Source organism: Nocardioides turkmenicus (assembly GCF_011045035.1).
In the GTDB taxonomy this organism is placed as follows: domain Bacteria; phylum Actinomycetota; class Actinomycetes; order Propionibacteriales; family Nocardioidaceae; genus Nocardioides; species Nocardioides turkmenicus.
Genome location: NZ_JAALAA010000022.1, coordinates 1 through 23,186, shown reverse-complemented (window position 1 = coordinate 23,186; position 23,186 = coordinate 1). Strand labels below are relative to the sequence as shown.

General features: G+C 70.4%; 25 protein-coding genes. 12 read left to right on the top strand and 13 right to left on the bottom strand.

What is annotated here, in order from left to right; all coding sequences use genetic code 11:
- Window position 1: 1 nt before the first annotated feature.
- Window positions 2-1,393, top strand: a complete 1,392-nt coding sequence (locus tag G5C66_RS21365; protein WP_165112945.1) for a GntP family permease — start codon at window positions 2-4, stop codon at window positions 1,391-1,393.
- Here G5C66_RS21365 and G5C66_RS21360 read toward each other — a convergent pair.
- From G5C66_RS21360 to G5C66_RS21340, 5 genes are read right to left on the bottom strand one after another with little or no spacing between them, the layout of a single operon-like run.
- A complete protein-coding gene (locus G5C66_RS21360) occupies window positions 1,390-2,019 on the bottom strand; it encodes a maleylpyruvate isomerase family mycothiol-dependent enzyme (RefSeq protein ID WP_165112944.1) in 630 nt (209 codons plus the stop codon). The genes G5C66_RS21365 and G5C66_RS21360 overlap by 4 nt on opposite strands.
- Window positions 2,019-2,498: an SRPBCC family protein gene (locus tag G5C66_RS21355; RefSeq protein ID WP_165112943.1), complete on the bottom strand. Its 480-nt coding sequence runs from the start codon at window positions 2,496-2,498 to the stop codon at window positions 2,019-2,021. The genes G5C66_RS21360 and G5C66_RS21355 overlap by 1 nt, the downstream gene beginning before the upstream one ends.
- A complete protein-coding gene (locus G5C66_RS21350) occupies window positions 2,495-2,824 on the bottom strand; it encodes a metalloregulator ArsR/SmtB family transcription factor (protein WP_165112942.1) in 330 nt (109 codons plus the stop codon). Before G5C66_RS21350 ends, G5C66_RS21355 begins: the two co-directional genes overlap by 4 nt.
- Before the next feature lie 40 nt (window positions 2,825-2,864).
- Window positions 2,865-4,109 (bottom strand): deoxyguanosinetriphosphate triphosphohydrolase, encoded by a 1,245-nt coding sequence (locus G5C66_RS21345; protein WP_165112941.1) that lies wholly within the window; start codon window positions 4,107-4,109, stop codon window positions 2,865-2,867.
- A gap of 21 nt (window positions 4,110-4,130) precedes the next feature.
- The gene (locus G5C66_RS21340) at window positions 4,131-4,592 is read right to left on the bottom strand and encodes an Rrf2 family transcriptional regulator (protein WP_165112940.1); all 462 of its coding nucleotides are present in this window, start codon (window positions 4,590-4,592) and stop codon (window positions 4,131-4,133) included.
- Window positions 4,593-4,672: 80 nt separating this feature from the next.
- Between G5C66_RS21340 and G5C66_RS21335 the strand changes: the two genes are divergently transcribed.
- Together G5C66_RS21335 and G5C66_RS21330 are read left to right on the top strand one after the other, a co-directional pair.
- On the top strand, window positions 4,673-5,515 hold the full coding sequence (locus tag G5C66_RS21335; RefSeq protein ID WP_165112939.1) for an SDR family oxidoreductase: 843 nt from the start codon (window positions 4,673-4,675) through the stop codon (window positions 5,513-5,515).
- Between the two features lie 172 nt (window positions 5,516-5,687).
- Window positions 5,688-5,912, top strand: a complete 225-nt coding sequence (locus tag G5C66_RS21330) for a hypothetical protein (protein WP_165113031.1) — start codon at window positions 5,688-5,690, stop codon at window positions 5,910-5,912.
- A gap of 73 nt (window positions 5,913-5,985) precedes the next feature.
- Here the strand turns inward: G5C66_RS21330 and G5C66_RS21325 are convergent, their stop codons facing one another.
- From G5C66_RS21325 to G5C66_RS21305, 5 genes are all read right to left on the bottom strand, one after another.
- Window positions 5,986-6,951: a VldE C-terminal domain-containing protein gene (locus tag G5C66_RS21325; RefSeq protein WP_241248729.1), complete on the bottom strand. Its 966-nt coding sequence runs from the start codon at window positions 6,949-6,951 to the stop codon at window positions 5,986-5,988.
- Window positions 6,952-7,253: 302 nt separating this feature from the next.
- Window positions 7,254-8,039 carry a VldE C-terminal domain-containing protein gene (locus G5C66_RS21320; RefSeq protein ID WP_338144268.1) on the bottom strand — a complete coding sequence of 262 codons (786 nt, stop codon included), beginning with the start codon at window positions 8,037-8,039 and terminating at the stop codon, window positions 7,254-7,256.
- Window positions 8,040-8,380: 341 nt separating this feature from the next.
- Complete coding sequence (gene dusB / locus G5C66_RS21315; RefSeq protein ID WP_165112936.1) at window positions 8,381-9,517, bottom strand: tRNA dihydrouridine synthase DusB; 1,137 nt, start codon at window positions 9,515-9,517, stop codon at window positions 8,381-8,383.
- A gap of 38 nt (window positions 9,518-9,555) precedes the next feature.
- Window positions 9,556-10,191 carry a hypothetical protein gene (locus G5C66_RS21310; RefSeq protein ID WP_165112935.1) on the bottom strand — a complete coding sequence of 212 codons (636 nt, stop codon included), beginning with the start codon at window positions 10,189-10,191 and terminating at the stop codon, window positions 9,556-9,558.
- 146 nt (window positions 10,192-10,337) lie between these two features.
- Window positions 10,338-11,738, bottom strand: coding sequence for a glycine--tRNA ligase (locus tag G5C66_RS21305; RefSeq protein ID WP_165112934.1), 1,401 nt, complete (start codon window positions 11,736-11,738; stop codon window positions 10,338-10,340).
- Between the two features lie 159 nt (window positions 11,739-11,897).
- Between G5C66_RS21305 and G5C66_RS21300 the strand changes: the two genes are divergently transcribed.
- Window positions 11,898-12,767 carry an SCO6745 family protein gene (locus tag G5C66_RS21300; RefSeq protein WP_165112933.1) on the top strand — a complete coding sequence of 290 codons (870 nt, stop codon included), beginning with the start codon at window positions 11,898-11,900 and terminating at the stop codon, window positions 12,765-12,767.
- Between the two features lie 84 nt (window positions 12,768-12,851).
- On the opposite strand, the gene G5C66_RS21295 is transcribed toward G5C66_RS21300, so the two are convergent.
- Window positions 12,852-13,397 carry a GrpB family protein gene (locus tag G5C66_RS21295; protein WP_165112932.1) on the bottom strand — a complete coding sequence of 182 codons (546 nt, stop codon included), beginning with the start codon at window positions 13,395-13,397 and terminating at the stop codon, window positions 12,852-12,854.
- 152 nt (window positions 13,398-13,549) lie between these two features.
- Entirely contained in the window at window positions 13,550-14,788 is a 1,239-nt protein-coding gene (locus G5C66_RS21290; RefSeq protein WP_165112931.1) for an alpha/beta fold hydrolase, read from the bottom strand.
- Window positions 14,789-14,906: 118 nt separating this feature from the next.
- Here G5C66_RS21290 and bioB point away from each other — a divergent pair, with 118 nt between their 5' ends.
- The 8 genes from bioB to G5C66_RS21250 are packed head-to-tail and all read left to right on the top strand — an operon-like array spanning window position 14,907 to window position 22,318.
- Window positions 14,907-16,067, top strand: a complete 1,161-nt coding sequence (bioB, locus tag G5C66_RS21285) for a biotin synthase BioB (RefSeq protein WP_165112930.1) — start codon at window positions 14,907-14,909, stop codon at window positions 16,065-16,067.
- Entirely contained in the window at window positions 16,048-17,346 is a 1,299-nt protein-coding gene (locus tag G5C66_RS21280) for an adenosylmethionine--8-amino-7-oxononanoate transaminase (RefSeq protein ID WP_165112929.1), read from the top strand. The genes bioB and G5C66_RS21280 overlap by 20 nt, the downstream gene beginning before the upstream one ends.
- Before the next feature lies 1 nt (window position 17,347).
- Window positions 17,348-18,466 (top strand): 8-amino-7-oxononanoate synthase, encoded by a 1,119-nt coding sequence (locus G5C66_RS21275; RefSeq protein WP_165112928.1) that lies wholly within the window; start codon window positions 17,348-17,350, stop codon window positions 18,464-18,466.
- Entirely contained in the window at window positions 18,463-19,110 is a 648-nt protein-coding gene (bioD, locus tag G5C66_RS21270; protein WP_165112927.1) for a dethiobiotin synthase, read from the top strand. Before G5C66_RS21275 ends, bioD begins: the two co-directional genes overlap by 4 nt.
- An 11-nt stretch (window positions 19,111-19,121) precedes the next feature.
- Window positions 19,122-20,111 (top strand): metal ABC transporter substrate-binding protein, encoded by a 990-nt coding sequence (locus G5C66_RS21265; protein WP_165112926.1) that lies wholly within the window; start codon window positions 19,122-19,124, stop codon window positions 20,109-20,111.
- A 23-nt stretch (window positions 20,112-20,134) separates the two neighbouring features.
- Complete coding sequence (locus tag G5C66_RS21260) at window positions 20,135-20,905, top strand: metal ABC transporter ATP-binding protein (RefSeq protein WP_338144267.1); 771 nt, start codon at window positions 20,135-20,137, stop codon at window positions 20,903-20,905.
- Window positions 20,905-21,924, top strand: coding sequence for a metal ABC transporter permease (locus G5C66_RS21255; RefSeq protein ID WP_165112924.1), 1,020 nt, complete (start codon window positions 20,905-20,907; stop codon window positions 21,922-21,924). Before G5C66_RS21260 ends, G5C66_RS21255 begins: the two co-directional genes overlap by 1 nt.
- Window positions 21,911-22,318: a Fur family transcriptional regulator gene (locus G5C66_RS21250; protein ID WP_165112923.1), complete on the top strand. Its 408-nt coding sequence runs from the start codon at window positions 21,911-21,913 to the stop codon at window positions 22,316-22,318. Before G5C66_RS21255 ends, G5C66_RS21250 begins: the two co-directional genes overlap by 14 nt.
- A gap of 145 nt (window positions 22,319-22,463) precedes the next feature.
- Here G5C66_RS21250 and G5C66_RS21245 read toward each other — a convergent pair.
- The coding region (locus tag G5C66_RS21245) for an isoprenyl transferase (RefSeq protein ID WP_165112922.1) at window positions 22,464-23,186 on the bottom strand (723 nt) is incomplete at its 5' end.

The window sequence follows — 23,186 nt, the reverse complement described above, 5'->3', positions numbered from 1 at the left end:
CATGGATCCGCTGGCACCGGCACACCCCACGTGGGTCATGCTCCTGATCGCCGCAGTCGCAGTCGCCGTACTCCTCGTCCTGATCGCCAAGGTGAAGCTCCACGCCTTCATCTCCCTCGTGCTGGTCAGCGCGGTGACCGCGATCGCCGCCGGGATCCCGGTCGCCGACGTCCCGACCGCGATGCTGACCGGGTTCAGCTCGACGCTCGGGTCGGTGGCGCTGCTGGTGGCGTTCGGCGTGATGCTGGGGCGGCTGCTGGAGGTCACCGGCGGCGCGCAGGTGCTCGCCGACACCCTCATCGGGGCGTTCGGCGAGAAGCGAGCACCCCTCGCCCTCGGCGTCGCCGCGCTCATCTTCGGGTTCCCGATCTTCTTCGACGCCGGCCTGGTCGTCTTCCTGCCGATCATCTTCGCGGTCGCTCGACGCTTCGGTGGCTCGATCCTCATCTACGCCCTGCCCACGGCGGGCAGCTTCGCGGCGATGCACGCGGTCGTCCCACCCCACCCCGGCCCGGTCGCCGCGGCCACCGAGCTCGGCGGCGACATCGGCCTGACCCTGCTCATCGGTGTCCCGGTCGCCATCCTGGCCTGGATCCCCGGCGCCTACCTCGTCGGCCGATGGCTGGGCGCCCGGTTCACCCCCGAGCCGACCAACGTCTTCGCGATCGACGAGAACGACGAGGAGACCTCGGCGAACGAAGCCGCGGCGCCGTCCTTCGCCACCGTCGTCCTTCTTCTTGCCCTGCCCTTGGTCCTGATCGGCCTCAACACCGTGGTCACCACCCTGCAGGCGGCAGGGGCGGTCAGCGAGGACGCCACCTGGGCCAGCGCGCTGGTGCTCATCGGACAGACTCCGGTCGCGCTGCTCATCACGGTCCTGGTGGCGATCCTGGTGCTCTCCCCCGGACGCTTCCCGGTCGGCCGCGCCAGCGAGATCCTCGACCAGGCGCTCGGCCCGATCTGCGCGATCATCCTGATCACCGGCGCCGGCGGGATGTTCGGCGGCGTGCTGCGCACCAGCGGCATCGGGGAGGCGCTCTCCACCTCCCTCTCCGACCTCGGCATGTCGCTCATCGTGCAGGCCTTCCTGATCGCGACGCTGCTGCGGGTGGCCCAGGGCTCCGCGACCGTCGCGCTGACCACCACCGCCGGTCTGATCTCTGCTCAGGTCGCCGCCGCCGGGCTCGGCGGCTTCGACATCGCCCTGCTCGTCTTCGCGATCGCTGCCGGCGCAACCGTCCTCTCCCACGTCAACGACTCCGGGTTCTGGCTGGTCAGCCGGTTCTTCGGGATGGACGTCATCACGACCCTCAAGACCTGGACGGTCCTGGAGACCACCCTCGGCCTCTCGGTCTTCGTGATCGCCTCGGTGCTCTGGGTGGTCGTCCCCTAACGACGCACCCTGCTCTCGAGCGTCGCCAGGCCCGGACCGCTGAGCTCCGGGAGCGCGTCGGCGCGCCCACAGACGGCCATCAGCAGCGCCTCGCCCGGGCCGGTGACCTCCTCACCGCTTCCGCGGGACCAGTCGAGATCGGTGGCGACGAGCCGGAGCGCCTGGGCGTTCTGCTTCGCCGGCAGCGGCGGGGCGAACATCGCAAAGCCGAGGACCGGGAGCAGCCGCTCGGCGGGCACCTGACGCGGCTTCCCGAGCGCGCGCCGGATGTCCTGGTGGTGGATGAGGCCGTCGGTCAGGCCGATCCGGGCGTCCGCGACGGCGGTCGGCCCGGATGGCTTCGCATGCGCTCGCACGTAGGCGACCAGCTCCTCGGGACTCCTGGTCCCGAACTCCTCGAGCCGGCTCTGGTTCATCCGCCCGAACCGGAAGCCCTGGCGCGCGAACCGGCCGAAGAAGCCGAGCAGCCCGACCTCCTCGTAGCTGATCATGTGCGCGACCACGTCGCGCACCGACCACCCGCGACACAGCGAGGGCTGGTCCCACTGCTCCGGCGTCAGCGTCTCGAGGAAGTCGGCGAGGTCTCGACGCTCGGCCGTCGCGAGCGAGGTGCGGTCCACCCTCATCACGCCTCCGCGAGGGCCCGGAAGCGCTCCAGGTAGATCCCCCAGGCGCTGTCGCCGGCGGCCCGGTCGCGCCAGCCCTGCCATCCGGCGCCGTGCCGGTCGAGGTGGCGGTGCTCGAGACGTACGCGGGTCTGCTCCGGTCCCACCGAGGTGAAGCTGAACTCGACCTCGCTGCAGCGGGCCGGGTCTGGCTCGAGCCGGAAGTCGGGGGTGATGTCCCAGGAGATGACGAGGCGGTGGGGCGGCTCGACGACGAGGACGCGGGCCCACTGGCAGGTGGAGCCGTCGACGCCGCGGTCGTAGACGCGGCCGCCGACCTTCGGTTCCAGCACGGTCTCGGCGATCTCGACGGGAAGCATGTTGTGCTCGCGCGGCTTGATGCGGTCGAAGTCCTCGGTGAACACCTTGAACGCGTGCTCGACCGGTACGTCGACGGTGATCTCCAGGTCCACAGAGGTGGGTTCGCGGATGATGCTCATTGCTGCTCCTTCTGCTCGGTCGTCTCTGCCCGGTAGCTGGCCTCAGCCACCTCCTTGAACGACTGCAACGCCTGGGTCCAGTACGTGTCCAGCTCGGCGCGCAGCTCGGCCAGGCCTTCGAGCCGGGCCTGGTAGATCCGACGCCGGCCGGCCGGGGTCATCGACACCAGGCCGGCCTCGCGCAGGACCTTGAGGTGCTGGGACACCGCGGCCATGCTCACCGGGAGCGCGTCGGCGATCTCCCCCACCGAGCACGGCCCGGCAGCCACCCGCGCCAGGACCTGGCGGCGGGTGGAGTCGGAGACGGCGTACCAGACATCGGTCACGAAATTTAAGGTAACGCTAAAATGTCGTGACCGCAATAGGCTAAGAGCGCCGACAGAGCCGCTCGTGCCAGCCCAGCGCCGTGATGTCGGTGAGCGAGGCGACCTGGTCGATCACCACCCGGAGCCGGGCGGCGTCGTCGTCCGCAGCGCGCCAGTCGTCGGCGAACTGGCGGTCGAGGTCGACCGGCGCAGTGGAGACGAGGTGCTCGACCAGCTCGGCGAGGACACTGCGCTGGCGGTCCATCTTCGCGGCCCGCTCGTCGGTGCGCATCACGTAGTGCGCCGCGATCCCCTTCAGCAGCGCGATCTCCAGGCGGGTCTGCTCCGGCACCACCAGGTCGGCACCGTAGCGGGCATAGGGGCCGCCGCCGGCTGCGTACGTCGCCTCCTTCACGGCGCCGCAGAACCGCCCGATCACGTCGGAGGTCAGGTTCTTGAGCATGGCCTGGGACCGACGGGAGGCGTCGTACGCGGCACCGTCGGCGATCCAGCAGCCGGCGCCACGGAGGTCGGCGATCGTCGCGACCGCCAGGGCGCGGTCGAAGCCGGGGACGTACCAGTCGGCGACCGTCTCGGCGACGCCGTCGAGGTCGAGCCGGGCCAGGTCGATCTTCCCGGCGACGATGCCGTCCTCGACGTCGTGGACCGAGTAGGCGACGTCGTCGGACAGATCCATGATCTGCGCCTCGACGCACTGCCGCTGCCCGGCATCGGCGACGCGCAGCCAGGTGAAGACCGGCAGGTCGTCCTCGTAGACCCCGAACTTCGCACCTTTCCGCTCACCGAAGCCCCACGGGTACTTGGTGCAGGCATCCAGGGTCGCCCGGGTCAGGTTGAGCCCGACCGAGCGCCCGTCGGCGTCGAACGTCTTCGCCTCCAGGCGGGTCAGGATCCGCAGCGTCTGCGCGTTGCCCTCGAACCCGCCGATCGCCTTGGCGTGCTCGGCGAGCACGTTCTCGCCGTTGTGGCCGAACGGCGGATGTCCGAGGTCGTGCGCGAGCGCGGCGGTCTCGGCGATGTCAGGCTGCGGCGAGTCCGGACCGTTCAGGGCGCGCGACAGGTCCCGCGCGACCTGGGCGACCTCGAGCGAGTGGGTCAGCCGGTTGCGTACGAAGTCGTCGGCCTGCGGCCCCACGACCTGGGTCTTCGCAGCCAGCCGCCGGGTCGAGGCGGCGTGCACGACCCGGGCGCGGTCGCGCTCGAACTGGGTGCGCTCCGGCGCGGCCACCCGCTTGGGCGGCTCGGCAACGATCCGCTCGCGGTCGGCGGCCCCGTATAGCTCCACGTCGGAGAGGCTATCGCTGACTCACGGCAGGAGCCCGGCGACGTCGGTCGGGTCGAAGCCGGAGTCGTCGAGGACGTCGTTGAGGGTGATGCCCTCGAGCTCGACCAGGACGGCTTTGGCGACCCGGCGGTCGAGGTCGGTCAGCACCCCCTGGATGCTGGCGCCGACCGGACAGGCGGGGTTGGGGCCGTGGATGCCCAAGACCGGGTCGTCGCCCTGCAGCACCTGCCACACCTGGGCGAGATTGACGACGCCGGGATCCGCGGCGAGCTCCCATCCCCCGTGGGCACCGGAGCGCGAGCAGACCAGGCCGGCCGCACGGAGCGGGCCGAGGACCTTGCGGACATGGACCGGGTTGACCGCGGTGCTCCCGGCCAACTCGTCGGAGCTGACCGGCGTCGCACGCCCGACGGCTGCGCAGGACGCGAGGTAGGTCAGGACATGGACAGCCACCGCGAAACGCGTGTTCGTCGGAGTGGCCATACCCCCATCTTGCCTTATTGCCATCACTATGACTACATTTACGGAACCGTCATCACCGTGACTACAGATAGGACTCCACCATGACCATCGCCATCACCGGCGCCTCCGGCCAGCTCGGCCGCCTCGTCGCCGACCAGCTCCTCGACACCGTCGACCCCGCCGAGGTCGTGCTCCTCACTCGCGACCCCGCCAAGCTCGCCGACTACGCCGAGCGCGGTGCCGACGTCCGCGCCGCCGACTTCGACAAGCCGGCCGAGCTGGTCGACGCCTTCGCCGGCGTCGAGCGCGTCCTGCTGATCTCGACCGACGCCGTCGGCGCCCGCGTCGAGGGCCACCGCGCCGCGATCGACGCCGCGGTCAAGGCCGGCGTACGCCACATCGTCTACACCTCGGTGTCCGAGCCGACCCCGGACAACCCGGCCGGCGTCGTCCCCGACCACGCCGCCACCGAGGACGCGCTGCGCGAGAGCGGCCTGGCCTGGACCATGCTGCGCAACAACCTCTACGCCGACATGCAGGTCGACTCCGTCGCCCAGGCCGCCGCGAGCGGACAGCTCGTCACCAACACCGGCGACGGCGGCGCGGCCTACGTCACCCGCGCAGACTGCGCGGCCGTCGCCGTCGGCGTGCTGACCGGCGAGGGACACGAGGGCAAGGCGTACGACGTCACCGGCCCGCAGGCCTACACCGCGGCCGACCTGGCCGCACTCGCCACCGAGCAGTCCGGCAAGCCGGTCGAGGTCGTCCAGGTCGACGACGAGGCCTACACCGCCGGCCTCGTCTCCGCCGGCCTCCCGGACTTCATCGCCCCGCTGCTCACCTCGTTCGGCACCGCCACCCGCCTCGGCAAGCTCGCCACCGTCACCGACGTCGTCGAGAAGATCGGCGGCCGCAAGCCCACGCCGCTCAGCGCGCTGATCTGACACCGTGATGCCGAGCTCGACTTGGTGGCCGGCGTAGATTTGGGGTGACTGACCGACGACGAGCTCTCCGCCCGGACACCGCTCGTGCCGGTCGAGAGGCGGACGTCATGCCGACGCCAAACGGTCCCATTCTCCTGTTCGAGTCCATGTCGCAAGAGATCGGCACGTGACCATGTCAGACATCGTCCTGCGTGTCCGGCTCGTCGGCGGCGACAGCATGGACGTCACCTACAGCGAGGTCGAGACGGCGACCGAGGCCGAGGCCATCGACCACGTCGCCGCGGTGCTGTCGAGCGACTCCGGCGTCCTCCGCTGCAGGCACGGCGATCGTTTGCTGCTGCTGTGCGCCCGAGGGGTCTCCGCTGTCGAAGTGGCGCCACGAGGCGCGATTCTCTGATTCCACCCGCCGAGTCGGCTCGTCCTGACGAGCCGACTCGGCGGGTTCTGTGTCAGGACGAGCCGACTCGCGGTCAGTTGACCGCCACGTGCACGTGGTCGTAGTGGTTGGCGGTGGGGTCGCCGCGGTCCTCCATCAGACGCCAGCCCTCGTCGGCACGGACCGGCGTCCAGATGCGCTGGTACCAGATGATGTCGTAGACGTTCAGCTCGCCGGCGTGCTCCTGGACGAAGGCGGCGATCGCGTCGCCGAGCTCCTTGTCGTCGGTCATGAAGTCGAGCGCCTTGCCGGAGATGTGCTCGCCGTGCGGGTCGTAGCCGTACGTCGTGCCCGAGGCGACCGCGGGGAACGCGTTGCAGACCGCGCGATAGAGGTCGACCGCGTCGGGGACGAGGCCGTCCTCCACCGAGGAGTCGCCGCACGGGGACAGGTCCAGCCCTGCCGGGGCGTCCTCCGAGGGCGTGGGCGTCGGGGTCGCTGCGGGAGTCGGCTCGGGCGGCGGCTCGGGCTTGGTCTTGCCCAGGTTGCCCTCGGGGATCCACACCGGGTTGCCCTCCAGGACGATCTCCTGGCGACCGCCCTCGTCGCGGCCGGTGTAGTAGACCGCCCGACCGAGCTCCAGCCCGCCGAGCTCCTTGGCCCGCTTTCCGTACGAGGCGTAGACCGTCACGTCCTCCTGGACGTAGCGCAGCACCGCCTTCTGGGCACCACCACTGACCGACGTCGGGCGCTCGATCAGCGACTCGATCGTCGCGACCTGGCTCAGCGCGTCGGTCGACGTACCCGCCCCACGCTCACCGCTACGGCTGACCGTGGTCTCCCGGCCGGTGAGCTCGCGACGGTCGCTCGACATCCGGGTGTCCTCCCGGGTCGTCGGCAGCGCCGGGATCTTCGCCTCGGCGTCGGCCCTCGCCTCGATCCGACGGTCAGCCGGCGACGGAAGCCGGAGACCCGACCTCTCCTCCACCTCGGAGATCACGATGCCGGGGTTCGCCGCGGCCACTCCGGCGCCGATCGCACCGCCGGTCGCGAACGTCACGATCCCTGCGGTCGCTACGGCCTTCTTGGTTCTACGGACAGCTCGATAATCGCCTCTGTGGCTGGTGGCCACTGTGCAATCCTTCGCTCGACAATGTGGGGGTCTCGCCCGAGAACGCCCGTCGCCACTCCCCGTTGGAGCTGGGTCGCGAACCCGGGCACAGCGCCTGAGTCAAGCACACCTGGAGGGGTATCCCGCCATCGTCCCCAGACTTTTGCGAAGTTGCTAACCGGTCGAACGCCCCGAAAACGCAGGTCAGCCCGGGCTTGGAAAGCCCGGGCCGACCTGTGTGCGCGACCAGATCAGTTCGTTGACACGTGGACGTGGTCGTAGTGGTTGGCGGTGGTGGACCCGCGGTCCTCCATGTAGCGCCAGCCCTCCGAGGCACGCACCGGCGTCCAGATCCGCTGATACCAGATGATGTCGTAGAGGTTGAGCTCCGCTGCATGCTGCTGCAGGTAGGCGGCGATCGCGTCACCGAGCGCCTTGTCGGAGGTCATGAAGTCGAGCGCCTTGCCCGAGGTGTGCTCACCGTGGGCGTCCCAGCCACCGACGGTCATCGAGGCGACCTCCGGGAAGGCGTTGCAGACCGCACGATAGACGGTGACGGCATCGGCGACCAGGCCGCTCTCGACCGAGGAGTCGCCGCACGCGGCGGTGTTCACGCCGGCTGCGACGCCGGTGGCCTCGGGCTTCTCGTCGACGAGGTGGCCGGTGGTCACCCAGGCGACCTCGCCGTCGTAGATGATCTCGTCGCGGCCGGCCTCGGTGCGCCCGGTGGCGTAGACCACCTCGCCGGCCTCGATCTCGCCGCTCTGGGCGGCGTGCTTGCCGTAGGCGGACCACAGGTTGAGCGTCTCGTCGGTCCAGCGCTTGACCGCCTTGGCGGTGCCGGTCTCGACCTGCTCCGGCCCCTTGGTCAGCGTCTCCACCGAGGAGACCGACTCGCGGTCGCCTCCGTTACGGCTGACGACGGTCTCCCGCCGGTCCCCGGCGACGCGCGCGTCATCACGGGTGCTCGGCACGTTGGCCTTGGCCGAGGAGAGCGAAGCGCCTGCGTTCTCGGTGATCAGGGAGGTCGGCTCCACGAATGCGGCTCCGGCGCCGACTGCGACGCCCGTGGCGAGGACTGCGACCCCTGCGCTGGCAACTATTGATTTGGTCTTACGGACGGCCCGAGTGTCGCCTCTGTGGCTGCCGGCCACACGCAATTCCTTTGCTCGATTACATGGTCAGTGCCCGAGCATTTCCCAAGGTTTCATCGAGTGAAACCCGTCGGGGAAGGTCGGGCACGGCATTGAGTACAGCACACACGACACGGGGTATTCCAATTCCGTTGCCGAGTTTTTGCGTTGTTTTGTACCTGTCGAGCGACTGATTCCGAAGCCCTGAGACACCCCTCCAGACCCGTTTGGACGAGCCCAGGAGGTCAGCCGCCGGAGGTCTCCGAGACGTTCTCCGCGAACCCGCAGCCGCGCCCGTCGGCGTCGTCCAGCCACCCCTCGGGGAGGACGACCTTGTCCCGCGGCGCACCCTGCCGTCCACGCGGCGCACCCAGCTGTGACGTGGGAAAAGGCTCGTTACGGTCGAGCTTGTCGAGCATCTCGTCGAGGTCGGCGAGGCTGTTCACCAGACCCAGGGTGCGGCGCAGCTCGCCACCGGCTCCGAAGCCCTTGAGGTACCACGCGATGTGCTTGCGGATCTCCTTGCAGCCGCGCTCCTCGCCCATGTGCTCGCAGAGCAGCTCGGCGTGGCGGCGCATGATGTCCGTCACCTCACCCAGATTCGGAAGAACGTTCACCGTGTCGCCGGCGAACGCGGCCGCCAGGTCGCGGAAGAGCCAGGGGCGGCCGAGGCAGCCGCGGCCGATGACGACACCGTCCACGCCGGTCTCCTCGACCATCCGGATCGCGTCGGCGGCCTCCCAGATGTCGCCGTTGCCGAGCACCGGGATGTCGACGGACGCCTTCAGCTCCGCGATCGCGTCCCAGTCGGCGGTGCCGGAGTAGGCCTGAGCGACCGTACGTCCGTGCAGCGCGATCGCCGCGGCGCCGCTCTCCTGGGCGATCCGGCCGGCGTCCATGTAGGTCAGATGGTCGTCGTCGATGCCCTTGCGGGTCTTCATCGTCACCGGTACGCCGTAGGGCTCGGCCGCACGCACGGCGTGCTCGAGGATCTCACCGAGCAGACCGCGCTTGTAGGGCAGCGCTCCCCCGCCGCCCTTGCGGGTCACCTTGGGCACCGGGCAGCCGAAGTTGAGGTCGACGTGGGCCACGCCGTAGTCGGCGCAGAGGATCTCGGTCGCCTTGCCGACGTAGACCGGGTCGGTGCCGTAGAGCTGCACGCTGCGCACGGTCTCGGCCTCATCGAAGACGAGCATGTCCTTGGTGTGCTGGTCACCCTCCACCAGGCCGCGGGAGGTGATCATCTCGCAGACGTAGAGGCCCGCGCCCTGCTCGGCGCAGAGCCGCCGGAAGGCTGCGTTGGTGACACCGGCCATCGGCGCGAGCACCACAGGGGTGTCGACGGTCAGGCTGCCGAACTGGAGAGGGCCGGGGAGAGACATGCCTTCTATTGTCCGGCCAGGGCGCGACGTACGGAAAATCAGGAAGACGGCGACGCGGACGGGCTCGGCTTCGCCGAAGCCTTGGGAGCCGCGTAGGGCGTCAGGTCGCCCTCCCAGGTGATCGGGTCGAACTCCTCGTAGGGGCGGAAGCTGACGCCGACGAGCTTGCCCTGGTCGGGGACGAGCATGACCAGGCAGACGTTGGCGGTGGCGCCGGGAGCGAACGGCTTGGGGAGCGCCTTGCCGTCGCAGGGCTTGAACGGCTCCTTGAACGCGGCCGCCTCGACCAGGTTGCCCTCGCCGTCGAGGCCCCACAGCGGCGCGTCGTAGCCGCCGAGGTCGGTGTCGCCGTCGTTCTTGATGGTGGCGCGTACGAAGTACGGAGCGCGCGCGAGCGTCGCCTCGTCGAGCTTCCAGCCGGAGAAGGTCTGCTTGTAGGAGGTCGACTCGAGCCTGGCGACGGTGATCGAGATCTTGCCGTCGACGCCGTCCTTGGGTGACCACTCGACCGTCGCGGTCTCACCCAGCCTGCGATCGGCGCCGGGCTCGGTGAGCGCACCGGGAGAAGGTGAGGTCGACGCCGAAGCCGACGGTGAGGCGGAGGCCGACGCGCTCTCCGATTCCCTGGGCGCGTTCGACCTGGGCGCAGTGCCGCTGCACCCCATCACTGACATGGCCATGACCGCACCCGTGACGGATGCGGCGAGTACGGACCCCGCTCGTTGCATGGGGACATCCTGCCCCACTCATCCGGGAAATCGTGCGGCAGGACGCCCCATGCAACGTTTACGACCCGGTAACGGTGTCGCTCAGGCTCGGGTCAGGCGCCGATCAGGCGCTCGGCGAAGTAGCGGCTCACGCCCTCGAGCGGGATCCGCTCCTGCTTCATGGTGTCGCGCTCGCGGATGGTGACCGCGTTGTCCTCGAGGGTGTCGAAGTCGACCGTGACGCAGTAGGGCGTGCCGATCTCGTCCTGGCGGCGGTAGCGCTTCCCGATCGACTGGGAGTCGTCGAAGTCGACGGCCCAGTTGGCGCGCAACTCGGCGGAGAGCGCCTTCGCCTTCGGGGAGAGCGCCTCGTTGCGGGAGAGCGGGAGCACGGCGATCTTGACCGGCGCGACCCGGTGGTCGAGCCGGAGCACGACGCGCTTGTCGACGCCGCCCTTCGCGTTGGGGGCCTCCTCCTCGGCGTACGCGTCGACGAGGAAGGTCATCAGGGCACGGGTCAGACCGGCCGCGGGCTCGATGACGTAGGGCGTGTAGCGCTCGTTGTTGGCCTGGTCGAAGTACTGCAGGTCGGCGCCGGAGTGCTTCATGTGGGTGCCGAGGTCGAAGTCGGTGCGGTTGGCGATGCCCTCGAGCTCTCCCCACTCGCTGCCGGGGAAGTTGAAGCGATACTCGATGTCGACGGTGCGCTTGGAATAGTGGCTCAGCTTCTCCTTGGCGTGCTCGTAGTGGCGCAGGTTGTCGGGGTTGATGCCGAGGTCGGTGTACCACCGGGTGCGCTCGTCGATCCAGTACTGGTGCCACTCCTCGTCCTCACCCGGCTTGACGAAGAACTCCATCTCCATCTGCTCGAACTCGCGGGTGCGGAAGATGAAGTTGCCCGGCGTGATCTCGTTGCGGAAGCTCTTGCCGGTCTGGGCGATGCCGAACGGGGGCTTCTGGCGGGTGCTGGTGACCACGTTGGCGAAGTTGATGAAGATGCCCTGCGCGGTCTCCGGGCGCAGGTAGTGGAGGCCGCTCTCGTCCTCGATGACGCCGAGGTGGGTCTTGAGCATGCCGGAGAACTCGCGCGGCGGGGTCCAGGCGCCGCGGGTGCCGCAGTTGGGGCAGGCCACGCTCTCGTTGATGTCGACGTCGTCCGGGTTGGCGATGCCCTTCTTCTCCGCGTACTCCTCCTGGAGGTGGTCGAAGCGGAACCGCTTGTGGCAGCTCTGGCACTCGACCAGCGGGTCGTTGAAGGTCTCGACGTGGCCGCTCGCCACCCAGGTCTGGCGGGGCAGGATCACCGACGAGTCGAGGCCGACGACGTCGTCGCGCTGCTGCACCATCGCCTTCCACCACTGGCGCTTGATGTTCTCCTTGAGCTCGACGCCGAGGGGGCCGTAGTCCCAGGCACTCCGGGTGCCGCCGTAGATCTCGCCGCAGGGGTAGACGAATCCGCGCCGCTTGGCGAGGGAGACGACGAGGTCAAGGGTCGATGCTGGCGGCTTTGCCACGATGAATGCTCTCTGCTCGAGGTGAGCCCGGCCGGCTGCCGGGCCACGGTGCTTGGGGGATCTGCGGAAATCGTATCCGTGGTGTCATTTTGTTATGTACGCCGCCCGCCGGGCCAATTCGCTCGGCTGGTGAGGTGAGTGCCGATACCGTCGGTGGCCATGGAGCCGAACGCGCGTCGCCTGTGGAAGCTGCTCGAGCCGATCCATGCGGTGGGTTACTTCTCGCCGGAACCGATCGCCCTCCTGAAGGGGGCTGGCTACCGCGGCTACTGGATGGGCTACTTCGCCGCCCGGTCCGCCCCGCTGGGGGCCGTCCCGGCCGAGGTGGTCCATGCGGTCTTCTACAACTTCGCTCTCTCCCACGTCTCCCGCGCGCTTCCCGACGCCTGGACCTACGCTCCGCCTGAGGCCGCGCACGAGGCCCGGCGCTCCGGTGCCGTCGCAGCGCTCCGCCGCCACCTCGGCGCGCTGGCCGACTCCGACGACGTCGCCCGGGCCGCCGCGCTCGCGTCGCGGGCCGCCCTCTCCGCGCCGCTGGAGGGCCGGCCCCTGTACGCCGCGCTGCGCTCGCTCCCCGTCTCCGACGACCCGCTCACCCTTCTCTGGGACGCCGCCACGCTGCTCCGTGAGCACCGCGGCGACGGCCACATCTCCGCCCTGCTCGCCGCCGGGATCGGCGGCCGGGAGTCCCACGTCTTCCATGCGCTCGCCACCGGCCTCTCCCCCTCGGTCTACGCCACCTCCCGCAACATCCACGAGACCGAGTGGGACACCCTCGTCACGGGGCTGCGCTCCCGCGGGCTCGTCACCTCCGACGGCGGCTCGCTCACCGACGCCGGACGGGAGACCAAGGCCGGGATCGAGTCGACGACCGATGCGCTCGCTGCCACTGCGTACGCGTCGTTGGAGGAGGTCGAGGTCGAGGACCTCATCACCCTGCTGCGGCCGCTGACCAAGGCCGTCGTCGCCTCCGGCGAGATCCCCCAGCAGTCCCCCATGGGGCTCGATCTCGATGACGCCACCGCGTGACGTGCACACGGTCGTTACCAGTGTGACGAATGAGGCACCTCAACTGTCACCTGCGTAACGACTGTGTGCAGCTTCCCCTCGTGTTCAGCGGCTCGGGTCGTTGAGGGAGAGGATCTGGCGGCGCTCGGCGTCGGTCAGGTCCGAGACGGCGAGGACGTTCTGGAGGACGTCGGACTTGCGGGCGATGTAGGTGTCGATGTCCATGGCCGGGTCGGCGGCCAGGGCCAGCTTCACGGCGGCGTAGTCGTCGCGGAGGTCGTCGCGGCTGCGCAGGACGTCGCGGACGGCGAGGTGGTTACGTACGTTGAGCGTGCCGGCGGCGCAGACGTAGACGTGGCGCCGCGGGTCGGTGTCAGGGGCGTGGAACGCCTCGCGGCCGGCGACGCCGAGGTCGCCGCGGTGGACGTAGCCGATCCGTTCGAGGGCGGCGACGGCGGCCGGGACGTCCTCCGGGGCCACGATGACGTCGACGTCGAGAATCGGCTTGGCCGCCAGGCCCGGGACCGAGGTCGAGCCGACGTGCTCGATGCTCGCCTCCGGGCCGTCCGCGAGGGCCTTCCGCAGGATCTCGGCGACCTCCTCGAACCGGATCGGCCAACTCGGGTCGTACGCCCTCACCTCGATGCCCACGGGCGAGAGTCTGACAGATTCGGCTCAGACTCGGCCGGCGTACGCCCTCGCGCGGGAGGGCAGACGCGCCACCAGGCCGGCGACGATGTCGGAGAGCGCGGGCGGCCACCATGGTGAGCAGGAAGGATGCAGCGCGGAAGACCTTCACCGCGTCAGACCCGCCCGCGGACCATGTCGATGAGGCGGCCCAGGACCTCCTCGGGAGCGACCTGGACGCCGTTGTGGAGATGGGCGTTGGTGATCCACGGGCGCAGGGTGGGGACCAGGTCGGCGGTGGCGAGGGAGTGCTCGCGCAGGACGTAGGGGTCGTCGTAGTACACGGCCGCGGCGCACGGGACGTCGACGGCGGCGAGCGCGCTCGGGTCGTAGAGGCTCGGCCACTCGCGCTCGGCGAGCAGGTCGGCCGCCTCGGCGAAGGGCGCCAGCAGCGGGTCCTCGGTGAGGTGCCACGGGAACAGGTGCTCAGCGGTGAGCAGGGTCGGGTCCTCCTCGTACGCCGCGGGCTGCACGCGCGCGGAGGCCCAGCGGGTGGCCTGGGCGTCGGCGTAGCAGGCCTCGTGGATGAGTACGTAGAGCGGCGCGTGTCCGCTGAACGGCAGCAGCGAGGCGACCTCGTGCCCGAATCCCAGGCCGGCCGGGTCACGCTCGAGGAGGTAGTGGATCTGCTCGGAGCCGCCGGCCATGCCGAGCCGGTTGCCGATGGAGCGCGCCTGGCGGGAAGACAGCAGGCCGCCGTGCGGGAGCCGGATCTCGCCGGCGTCGCAGCGTTCGACCAGCGCGCGCATCCGGTCGCGGTCGCCGGGGAAGCGGGCGTAGTGGCGCTCGGTGAGCTCGATCGTGCGGGCGAACGTGGCGGCGTAGATCTCGTCGACGGGCAGGCCGACCGGCGGCACTCCCCCGGTGAACAGCACCTCGCGCAGCGACTCGGGGTGGGTCGAGAGGTAGCGCAGCGAGCAGAAGCCGCCGAAGGACTGACCGAGCAGGGACCACCGCGAGATGCCCAGGTGAGAGCGGAGGAGCTCGGCGTCCTCGACGATCGAGTCGGCGCGGAAGTGGGCCAGATGGTCGGCCTGCGCCTGCGGGCTCATCCCGGTCATCGCGGTGAGCGGTGTCGACCGCCCGGTCCCCCGCTGGTCGAGGAGGATCAGTCGGTAGTCCTCGAGCGCCCGTTCCAGCCAGCCGGGCACCATCGGGAGGTCGATCGGGCGCGGGCTCTCCCCGCCCGGACCGCCCTGGAGGAAGAGCAGCGCGTCACGGTCGTCGGGATCGCCCGGGCGGAGCACCTCGCGGGCGAAGACGGTCAGCGTCTCCGGCCCGCCGCCGAGATGGTCCAGGGGCACCTCGATCTCGTGCTCGATCAGGACCAGTCCGGGGATCGTCTCGATGCGCACTCGCTGATCGTAGCCCCGCCGGCCGGACGCCGCCGTTGCGGAGCAAGCCCGCCTCACCTAACCTGAACACCGTTCAACTGAACGACGTTCAGGTAGCCTTCCCGAGGAGACGCCCCACATGACGACAGCCTTCGACCAGCTAGCCGACCGGATCCTGTCCGGCGGGGCCGCGACCGCTGAGGACGCCGTGGCGGTGCTGCGTGCCCCCGACACGGAGCTGATGAGCGTCGTCGCCGCCGCGGGGCGGCTGCGCCGCGAGCACTTCGGCAACACCGTGAAGGTGAACTACCTGGTCAACCTGAAGTCGGGACTGTGCCCGGAGAACTGCAACTACTGCAGCCAGGCGCTCGGGTCGCAGGCGCCGGTGCTGAAGTACTCCTGGCTGTCGAAGGACGAGACCCTCGAGCAGGCCGGCGCCGGGCTGCGCGGTGGCGCGACCCGCGTCTGCATGGTCTCCTCGGGCCGCGGACCCTCGGACCGCGACATCGACAAGGTCGTCGAGATGACCTCCGCGCTCAAGGACGCTCACGAGGGCGTCGAGGTCTGCGCCTGTCTCGGGCTGCTCAAGGGCGGGCAGGCGGAGCGGCTCAAAGCGGCGGGGGTGGATGCGTACAACCACAACATCAACACCGCCGAGTCCCACCACGAGAACATCGTCCAGACCCACACCTACGAGGACCGCGTCGACACCATCGGCAAGGCCAAGGACGCCGGCCTGTCGCCGTGCTCGGGCCTGATCGCGGGCCTGGGCGAGACCGACGAGCAGCTCGTCGAGGCGCTCTTCGCGCTGAAGGCGCTGGATGCCGACTCGATCCCGGTGAACTTCCTGATGCCGTTCGACGGGACGCCGTACGAGAACACCTGGGAGCTCTCCCCCACCCGCTGCGTGAAGATCCTGGCGATGGCGCGGTTCGTCTGCCCGGACAAGGAGATCCGGATCGCGGGCGGGCGCGAGATGCACCTGCGCTCGCTGCAGGCCACCGCGCTCCAGGTCGCCAACTCGATCTTCCTCGGTGACTACCTGACCTCCGAGGGGCAGGACGCGCTGGCCGACCTGGAGATGCTGCGCGACAACGGCTTCGTCATCCTCGGCATGGACGAGAGCGGGTTCGCCGAGCTGATCGAGGAGCACCGCGCCAAGGCCGCCGCCCGGGCCACCGGTGGTTGCGGCAGCAGCTGCGGCGACGGCTGCGGGTCCGCCTGTGGTGGTCACGACGAGCAGGAGCGCCCGGTGATCCGGCGCCGTGGAGCGGGGACCGATGTCGCTGCCAACGCTTGATCGGGGCACCGATCTGCTCGCGTTCGACCGCGAGCACCTCTGGCACCCCTACACCTCGATGACCGACCCGGCGCCGGTGCGGCTCGTCACCGGCGCCGAGGGCGTACGTCTCCACCTCGCCGACGTCGACGGTGATCGCCTCGAGGTCGTCGATGCGATGTCGTCGTGGTGGTCGGCGATCCACGGCTACCGGGTGCGCGAGCTCGACGCCGCGCTCGCCGAGCAGGCCGGCCGGATGGCCCACGTGATGTTCGGCGGCCTGACCCACGCTCCTGCGATCGATCTCGCGCGCCGGCTCGTGGAGATCACCCCCGAGCCGCTGCAGCACGTCTTCCTCGCCGACTCCGGGTCGGTGAGCGTCGAGGTCGCGATCAAGATGGCGCTGCAGTCCCAGCGCGGCCGCGGGCGGCCGGAGCGTACCCGGCTGCTGACCGTGCGCGGCGGCTACCACGGCGACACCTTCGGCTGCATGAGCACCTGCGACCCGGTCGGCGGGATGCACTCGATGTTCACCGAGATGCTGGTGCCCCAGGTCTTCGCCGAGCGTCCGCCTGCGCCGGGCGGTGACGTGGAGGCGTGGGCCGAAGGCGTACGTCGCCTGGCGGCCGAACACGCCGACGAGCTGGCCGGGATCATCCTGGAGCCACGGCTCCAGGGCGCGGGTGGGATGTGGGTCTTCGACGACCGCTGTCTGGTCGTGCTCCGCGAGATCGCCGACGAGCACGGCCTGGTGCTGATCTTCGACGAGATCGCGACCGGGTTCGGCCGTACCGGCGACCTGTTCGTGTCCTCGCAGGTCACGCCCGACATCCTCTGCCTCGGCAAGGCGCTCACCGGTGGCTACATGACGCTGGCCGCCGTGCTGACCACCGCCGAGGTCGCGCACGCGATCTCGCGGAGCGAGTCCGGCGTGCTGATGCACGGGCCGACCTTCATGGGCAACCCGCTGGCCTGCTCCGTGGCGCTCGCCTCGCTCGACCGGCTGGCTGCTCGCGGGTGGCACGAGGACGTGTCCCGGGTCTCCGCCGCACTGTCGGCTGGCCTCTCCCCGGCGTCCGCGGTTCCGGGCGTCAGCGACGTCCGCGTCCTCGGCGCCATCGGCGTGGTCCAGCTGGACCATCCCGTCGATGTCGCGAAGGCGACCGACGCGGCGCTGCGGCAAGGTGTCTGGATCCGGCCGTTCCGCGACCTGATCTACACGATGCCACCCTACGTCACCGGCGAGGACGACCTCGCCCGGATCTGCCGGGCCGTCACCGCCGCGGCGGAGGTGGCCTGAGATGGGCTGGCAGAGCTGGCTCGACGGGGCGGCCGCGGCTCGGGAGGAGGCCGGGCTGACCCGGCGACTGCGGCCGCGCGGCCCGGACGACGATGTCGTCGACCTGGCCGGCAACGACTACCTGGGCCTCTCCCGCCACCCCGAGGTGCGCCGCGCGGCCGCGGACGCGGCCCTGCTCTGGGGTGCTGGCACCGGCGCATCCCGCCTGGTCACAGGCACCTTGACGCTGCACGGCGAGCTCGAGGCCGAGCTCGCCGACTGGCTCGGCCAGCCGGGGGCGCTGACGTTCTCGACCGGCTACCACGCCAACCTCTCGATCGTCGGCGCACTGGCCGACCGCACCGCCCACGTCATCTCCGACGCCCACATCCACGCCTCGCTGATCGACGCCGTACGACTCTCTCGGGCGCAGCTCACGGTCGTCCCGCACAACAACGTGGCCGCGGTGCACGCGGCGCTGGCCGCCCGGCCGGGCGTACGCAGCCTCGTGCTCGCCGAGTCGGTCTACTCGGTCCTCGGCGACGAGGCGCCGCTGGCCGAGCTGGCCGAGGTGTGCCGGGCGTACGGCGCGCTGCTGGTCGTCGACGAGGCTCACGGCGTCGGCGTGCACGGTCCCGGGCTCGTCCACCGCCACGGTCTCGCCGGGCGACCGCACGTGCTGGTCACCGCGACGCTCTCGAAGAGCCTGGGCAGCCAGGGCGGAGCGGTGCTGGGACCGCGAGCAGTGCTCGACCATCTGGTCAACACCGCCCGGCCGTTCATCTTCGACACCGGCCTGGCTCCCGCCTCCGCCGCCGCGGCGCTGGCCGCGGCTCGGGTCGCGCGAGCACGCCCGGACCTGGCCGACACCATCCGGGCCCGCGTCACCGGACTGGCCCACACTCTCGACGTCCCAGCTCCTGCCGGAGCGGTGCTGTCGGTGCCGATGCCCTCGCCGGAGGCGGCGGTCGGTGCCCAGGCCGACCTGCTCACCGAAGGCGTACGCGTCGGCTGCTTCCGTCCGCCGTCGGTCCCCGACGGGGTTTCCAGGCTTCGGATCACCGCCGGAGCAGGTGTCACCGAAGAGGAGTGGGAGCGGGCGACCAAGGCCATCGACTCGGTCGTGGGTGAGGTCCGGTGACCGGGCGGGTCGTCATCGTCACCGGCACCCACACCGGAGTGGGCAAGACGGTCGCCACCGCGACGCTGGCCTCCCGAGCGCGGACGAACGGTGAGAAGGTCACCGTCGTCAAGCCGGTCCAGACCGGCACCGACGACGGCGACTGCGACGCCGCCGAGATCCAGCGGCTGACCGGGATCGAGGTCCACGAGCTGACCCGGCTCGGGGAGCCGCTCGCGCCGGACACCGCGGCCCGGCGGGCCGGGGTGGAGATCCCCCCGGTCGCTGCGTACGCTCCGACGATCTCGGGCCTGGCGCGAGACCACGATCTCGTCCTGGTCGAAGGCGCAGGTGGCCTGCTGGTGCGCCTCGACACCGACGGCGGCACCCTCCTGGAGCTGGCCGACGCGCTCCTCGTGGGTGGCACTCCGACGTCGTTCGTCGTCGTCACCGCGGCCGGCCTGGGCACGCTCAACCACACCGAGCTGACCGTGGCCGCGCTCCGCGCCCGCGGGTACGAGCCGGATGGGCTGATCATCGGCTCCTGGCCGGGCGACCCGGGACTGGCCGAGCGGTGCAACCGCGTCGACCTTCCCCGGGTGACCGGCGTACCCCTGCTCTTCGGCATCCCGGAAGGAATTGACAACCATTCTCAACAGACCTGAGAATGGTTCTCATGGCCCCCACTCTCCGCTCCGCCGGCCTGCTTGCTGCCGGCGCCCTCCTGCTCACCTCCGGCTGCGCCGCCCTCTCCGACGACTCCGGCTCCGCCGGTTCCGACGCGGGGAAGGTCCAGGTCGCGGCCGCGTTCTACCCGCTGGAGTTCGTCGCGGAGCGGGTCGCCGGTGACCTCGCCGACGTCACCGGCCTCACCAAGCCAGGCGTCGAGCCCCACGACCTCGAGCTCAGCATCAACCAGACCGCCGCGCTGCAGAGCGCCGACGTCATCCTCACCGAGCACGGCTTCCAGCCCGCCGTCGACGACGCGATCGAGCAGGACGTCAAAGGCGACGTGGTCGACGCCGAGAAGACCGTCGAGCTCCGCGCCGCCGAGGAGGGCGCGGACGAGCACGGCCACGAGGAAGAGGCCGGCCACGAGGGCGAGGCCGCTCACGAGGAGGAGGGCGAGGAAGCTCACGACCACGGTGAGATCGACCCCCACTTCTGGCACGACCCGGCTCTCATGGCCGACTACGCCGAGGCCGTCAGCGCCGCGCTCGCGAAGGCCGACCCGGACAACGCCGAGACCTACACGGCCAACGCCGAGAAGCTGACCGAGGACCTGACCGCGGTCGACGAGGAGTTCAGGACCGGTCTGGCGCAGTGCAAGATCAAGGAGGTCGTGGTCTCCCACGACGCCTTCGCCTACCTGGACAAGTACGGCCTCGAGTTCGAGTCGATCGCCGGTCTGACCCCCGACGCCGAGCCCAACCCGGCCCAGCTCGCCGAGATCGGTGAGCACGCCAAGGAGCACGGCGTGAACACGATCTTCTCCGAGCGCCTGGTGAGCTCCGCGCTCGCCGACACCCTCGCCGGCGACCTCGGCCTGAAGACCGCCGTGCTCGATCCGATCGAGGGACTCTCGGCAGACACCGAGGGAGAGGACTACCTTTCCCTCATGCGCCAGAACCTCGACGCCCTGAAGGCGGCCAACGGTTGTCAGTGAATCCTGTCCCTGCTGATGTCCCCGTGCAGCTGCTGCACGGGGATGTCGCGCTGTCCGGGCGCCCCGTCCTGCGCGACGTCGACCTGACGGTCAAGCGCGGCGAGTTCGTCGCGCTGATGGGTGCCAACGGGTCCGGCAAGTCGACGCTCGTACGCACCCTGGTCGGCCTCAACCCGCTCTCGGCGGGTCGCCTGGAGCTCTTCGGCCGCGCCCTGGCCGGCTTCCACGACTGGTCGCGGGTCGGCTATGTCCCGCAGCGCTCGACGGCCACCGGTGGCGTCCCGGCCTCGGTCTGGGAGGTCGTCGCCTCCGGTCGCCTCACCCACCGCAAGCTGCTGCGGCCGCTGCGCAGCGCCGACCGGGCCGCGATCCGGGCCGCGCTCGAGGTGGTCGGGATGGATGCGTACGCCCACCGCGGGGTCGCCCAGCTCTCCGGCGGCCAGCACCAGCGGGTGCTGATCGCGCGGGCCCTCGCCGGCCGCCCCGAGCTGCTCCTGCTCGACGAGCCCACCGCCGGCGTCGACCTGCCCAACCAGCAGGCTCTGGCCGAGGCGCTCGGCCGGCTCAAGGCCGACGGCGCCACGATCGTGCTGGTCGCCCACGAGCTCGGGCCGCTGGCCCCGCTGGTCGACCGTGCCGTCGTCATGCGCGACGGCCGCAAGGCCTACGACGGCCCGCCGCTGTCCGACGCCGACGTCCACGCCCAGGGCTTCGACGCCGCCCACGTCCACTGCGACGACGCCTCGGCCCGCGCCGCCAACGCCGCGGTCCCGACCCCGCTCAAGGAGCTGTGATGACACTTCTCGAGCTCTTCTCTGTCCCGTTCATGCAGCGCGCCCTGATCGCGGCGTTCCTCGTCGGGATCGCGGCGCCGGCGGTCGGCACCTACATCGTGCAGCGACGGCTGGCGCTGATGGGCGACGGGATCGGCCACGTCGCCGTCACCGGTGTTGCGATCGGCCTGTGGACCCAGACCTCGCCGACCTGGACCGCCGTGGTCGTCGCGATCGCCGGCGCCGTGGTCATCGAGGTGGTGCGCGAGCGCGGCCACGCCGAGGGCGACGTCGCGCTGGCGATGCTGTTCTACGGCGGGCTCGCCGGCGGTGTCTTCGTCACCGGCCTGGCCGGCACCGGCGCCTCCCGGCTCCAGGAGTTCCTCTTCGGCTCGATCCTGACCATCTCGGTCGACGACCTGCTCGTGACCATGGCGCTCTCGGTCGTGCTGATCGTGATCTGCGTCGGGCTCTCGCCGCAGCTGTTCGCGGTCTCCCAGGACGCCGACTACGCCAAGGTCGCCGGGCTGCCGGTGCGGTTCTACTCGATCCTGGTGGCCGTGCTGGCCGCGCTGAGCGTCGTGATCGCGATGCGCACCGTCGGGCTGCTGCTCGTCTCCGCGCTGATGGTCGTCCCGGTCGCGATCGTGCAGCAGCTGACCCGGTCCTTCCGGATGACGCTGCTGGGCGCGATGGGCGCCGGACTGGCCGCCTCGGTCGGCGGCCTGGTGCTGGCGGCCGTGCTGTCGCGTACGGGGGCCAACGTCCAGCCCGGTCCCAGCATCGTGCTGGTCGCGCTGGCCGGGTTCTTCCTGGTCTGGCCGATCGGCGCCTGGCTGCGCCGCCGGCGGGCGCTGAGGGCGCCGTTCCCGGAGACCTCTCCCGAGGAGAAGCCGGTCGACGAGGCCCACCCGCACCACCACGGCGAGAAGTGCGGCCATGTCGCGGTCGAGCACGGCGACCACGTCGACTACATCCATGACGGGCACCGGCACGCGGCGCACGTCGGCGCGGAGGGAGAGCACTATGACGAACACTGATCCGCTGGCGACCGATCAGCCGCACACCCTGCGCCCCACCAAGCAGCGGCTCGCGGTCGCCGAGGCGCTGGAGACCTACGACGGCTTCCACTCGGCCCAGGAGATCCACTCCCGCCTCGACGGCGCCGTCGGCCTCGCCACCGTCTACCGCACCCTGACCGCGCTGGCCGAGGCCGGCGCGGTCGACGCGATGCGCTCCGAGGACGGCGAGACCATCTACCGCCGCTGCTCCGACACCCACCACCATCATCTGGTCTGCCGTGGCTGCGGCCGCACGGTGGAGGTCGAGGGGCCCGCCGTCGAGCGCTGGACCAAGACCATGGCCGAGGAGAACGGCTTCACCGACGTCTCCCACACCCTGGAGATCTTCGGCACCTGCACCGACTGCCGCTAGTTCCGCTCCGTCGGTCGAGCCGGATTCGTGAGGAACGAACGAATCCGTGTCGAGACCAACACAGTCTCATCGAGCGCCGAGGGGACTGTGTTGGTCTCGACACGCCTCCGCCTAGCGGCTCCGGCGGCTCGACCAGCGGGGCTGGTCAGACGGGGTTGGGGAGGGCACCGCCGTAGCGGCGGTCCCGGGAGGCGTACGTCTCGATGGCGTGCCACAGGTGACGGCGGTCGACGTCGGGCCAGAGCACGTCGGTGAAGACGAACTCGGAGTAGGCGGCCTGCCACAACATGTAGTTCGACAGCCGCTGCTCTCCCGACGTGCGCCAGATCAGGTCGGCGTTGGCGAGCTCGGGGACGTAGAGGTACTTCTCGATCGTCTTCTCGGTGATCTTGGCCGGGTTGAGGCGACCAGCACGTACGTCCTCACCCATCGCCCGCATCGCGTCGGTGAGCTCGGCGCGGCCGCCGTAGTTGACGCACATCGTCAGCGTGCAGACGGTGTTGTGCTTCGTCATCTCCTCGGCGATCTTGAGCTCGTTGATCACCGACTTCCACAGCCGTGGGGCACGGCCGGCCCATCGCACCCGGACGCCGAGCTCGTTCATCTCGTCGCGGCGGCGACGGATGACGTCGCGGTTGAAGCCCATCAGGAACTTCACCTCGTCGGGCGATCGCGACCAGTTCTCGGTGGAGAACGCGTAGGCCGAGACGGCCTTCACGCCGATCTCGATGGCTCCCTCGACGACGTCGAAGAGCGAGGACTCACCCTCTTCGTGGCCCTTGGTCCGGGGGAGGCCACGCTCCTTGGCCCATCGGCCGTTGCCGTCCATGATGATCGCCACGTGCTCCGGGACGAGGTCCTTGGGGAC

Coding starts and splice junctions, on each gene's coding strand:
- G5C66_RS21365 (WP_165112945.1), top strand. CDS start 2: ATGGATCCGCTGGCACCGGCACACCCCACGTGGGTCATGCTCCTGATC.
- G5C66_RS21360 (WP_165112944.1), bottom strand. CDS start 2,019: ATGAGGGTGGACCGCACCTCGCTCGCGACGGCCGAGCGTCGAGACCTC.
- G5C66_RS21355 (WP_165112943.1), bottom strand. CDS start 2,498: ATGAGCATCATCCGCGAACCCACCTCTGTGGACCTGGAGATCACCGTC.
- G5C66_RS21340 (WP_165112940.1), bottom strand. CDS start 4,592: ATGGCCACTCCGACGAACACGCGTTTCGCGGTGGCTGTCCATGTCCTG.
- G5C66_RS21335 (WP_165112939.1), top strand. CDS start 4,673: ATGACCATCGCCATCACCGGCGCCTCCGGCCAGCTCGGCCGCCTCGTC.
- G5C66_RS21330 (WP_165113031.1), top strand. CDS start 5,688: ATGTCAGACATCGTCCTGCGTGTCCGGCTCGTCGGCGGCGACAGCATG.
- dusB (WP_165112936.1), bottom strand. CDS start 9,517: ATGTCTCTCCCCGGCCCTCTCCAGTTCGGCAGCCTGACCGTCGACACC.
- G5C66_RS21310 (WP_165112935.1), bottom strand. CDS start 10,191: ATGTCAGTGATGGGGTGCAGCGGCACTGCGCCCAGGTCGAACGCGCCC.
- G5C66_RS21300 (WP_165112933.1), top strand. CDS start 11,898: ATGGAGCCGAACGCGCGTCGCCTGTGGAAGCTGCTCGAGCCGATCCAT.
- bioB (WP_165112930.1), top strand. CDS start 14,907: ATGACGACAGCCTTCGACCAGCTAGCCGACCGGATCCTGTCCGGCGGG.
- G5C66_RS21280 (WP_165112929.1), top strand. CDS start 16,048: ATGTCGCTGCCAACGCTTGATCGGGGCACCGATCTGCTCGCGTTCGAC.
- G5C66_RS21275 (WP_165112928.1), top strand. CDS start 17,348: ATGGGCTGGCAGAGCTGGCTCGACGGGGCGGCCGCGGCTCGGGAGGAG.
- G5C66_RS21265 (WP_165112926.1), top strand. CDS start 19,122: ATGGCCCCCACTCTCCGCTCCGCCGGCCTGCTTGCTGCCGGCGCCCTC.
- G5C66_RS21255 (WP_165112924.1), top strand. CDS start 20,905: ATGACACTTCTCGAGCTCTTCTCTGTCCCGTTCATGCAGCGCGCCCTG.
- G5C66_RS21250 (WP_165112923.1), top strand. CDS start 21,911: ATGACGAACACTGATCCGCTGGCGACCGATCAGCCGCACACCCTGCGC.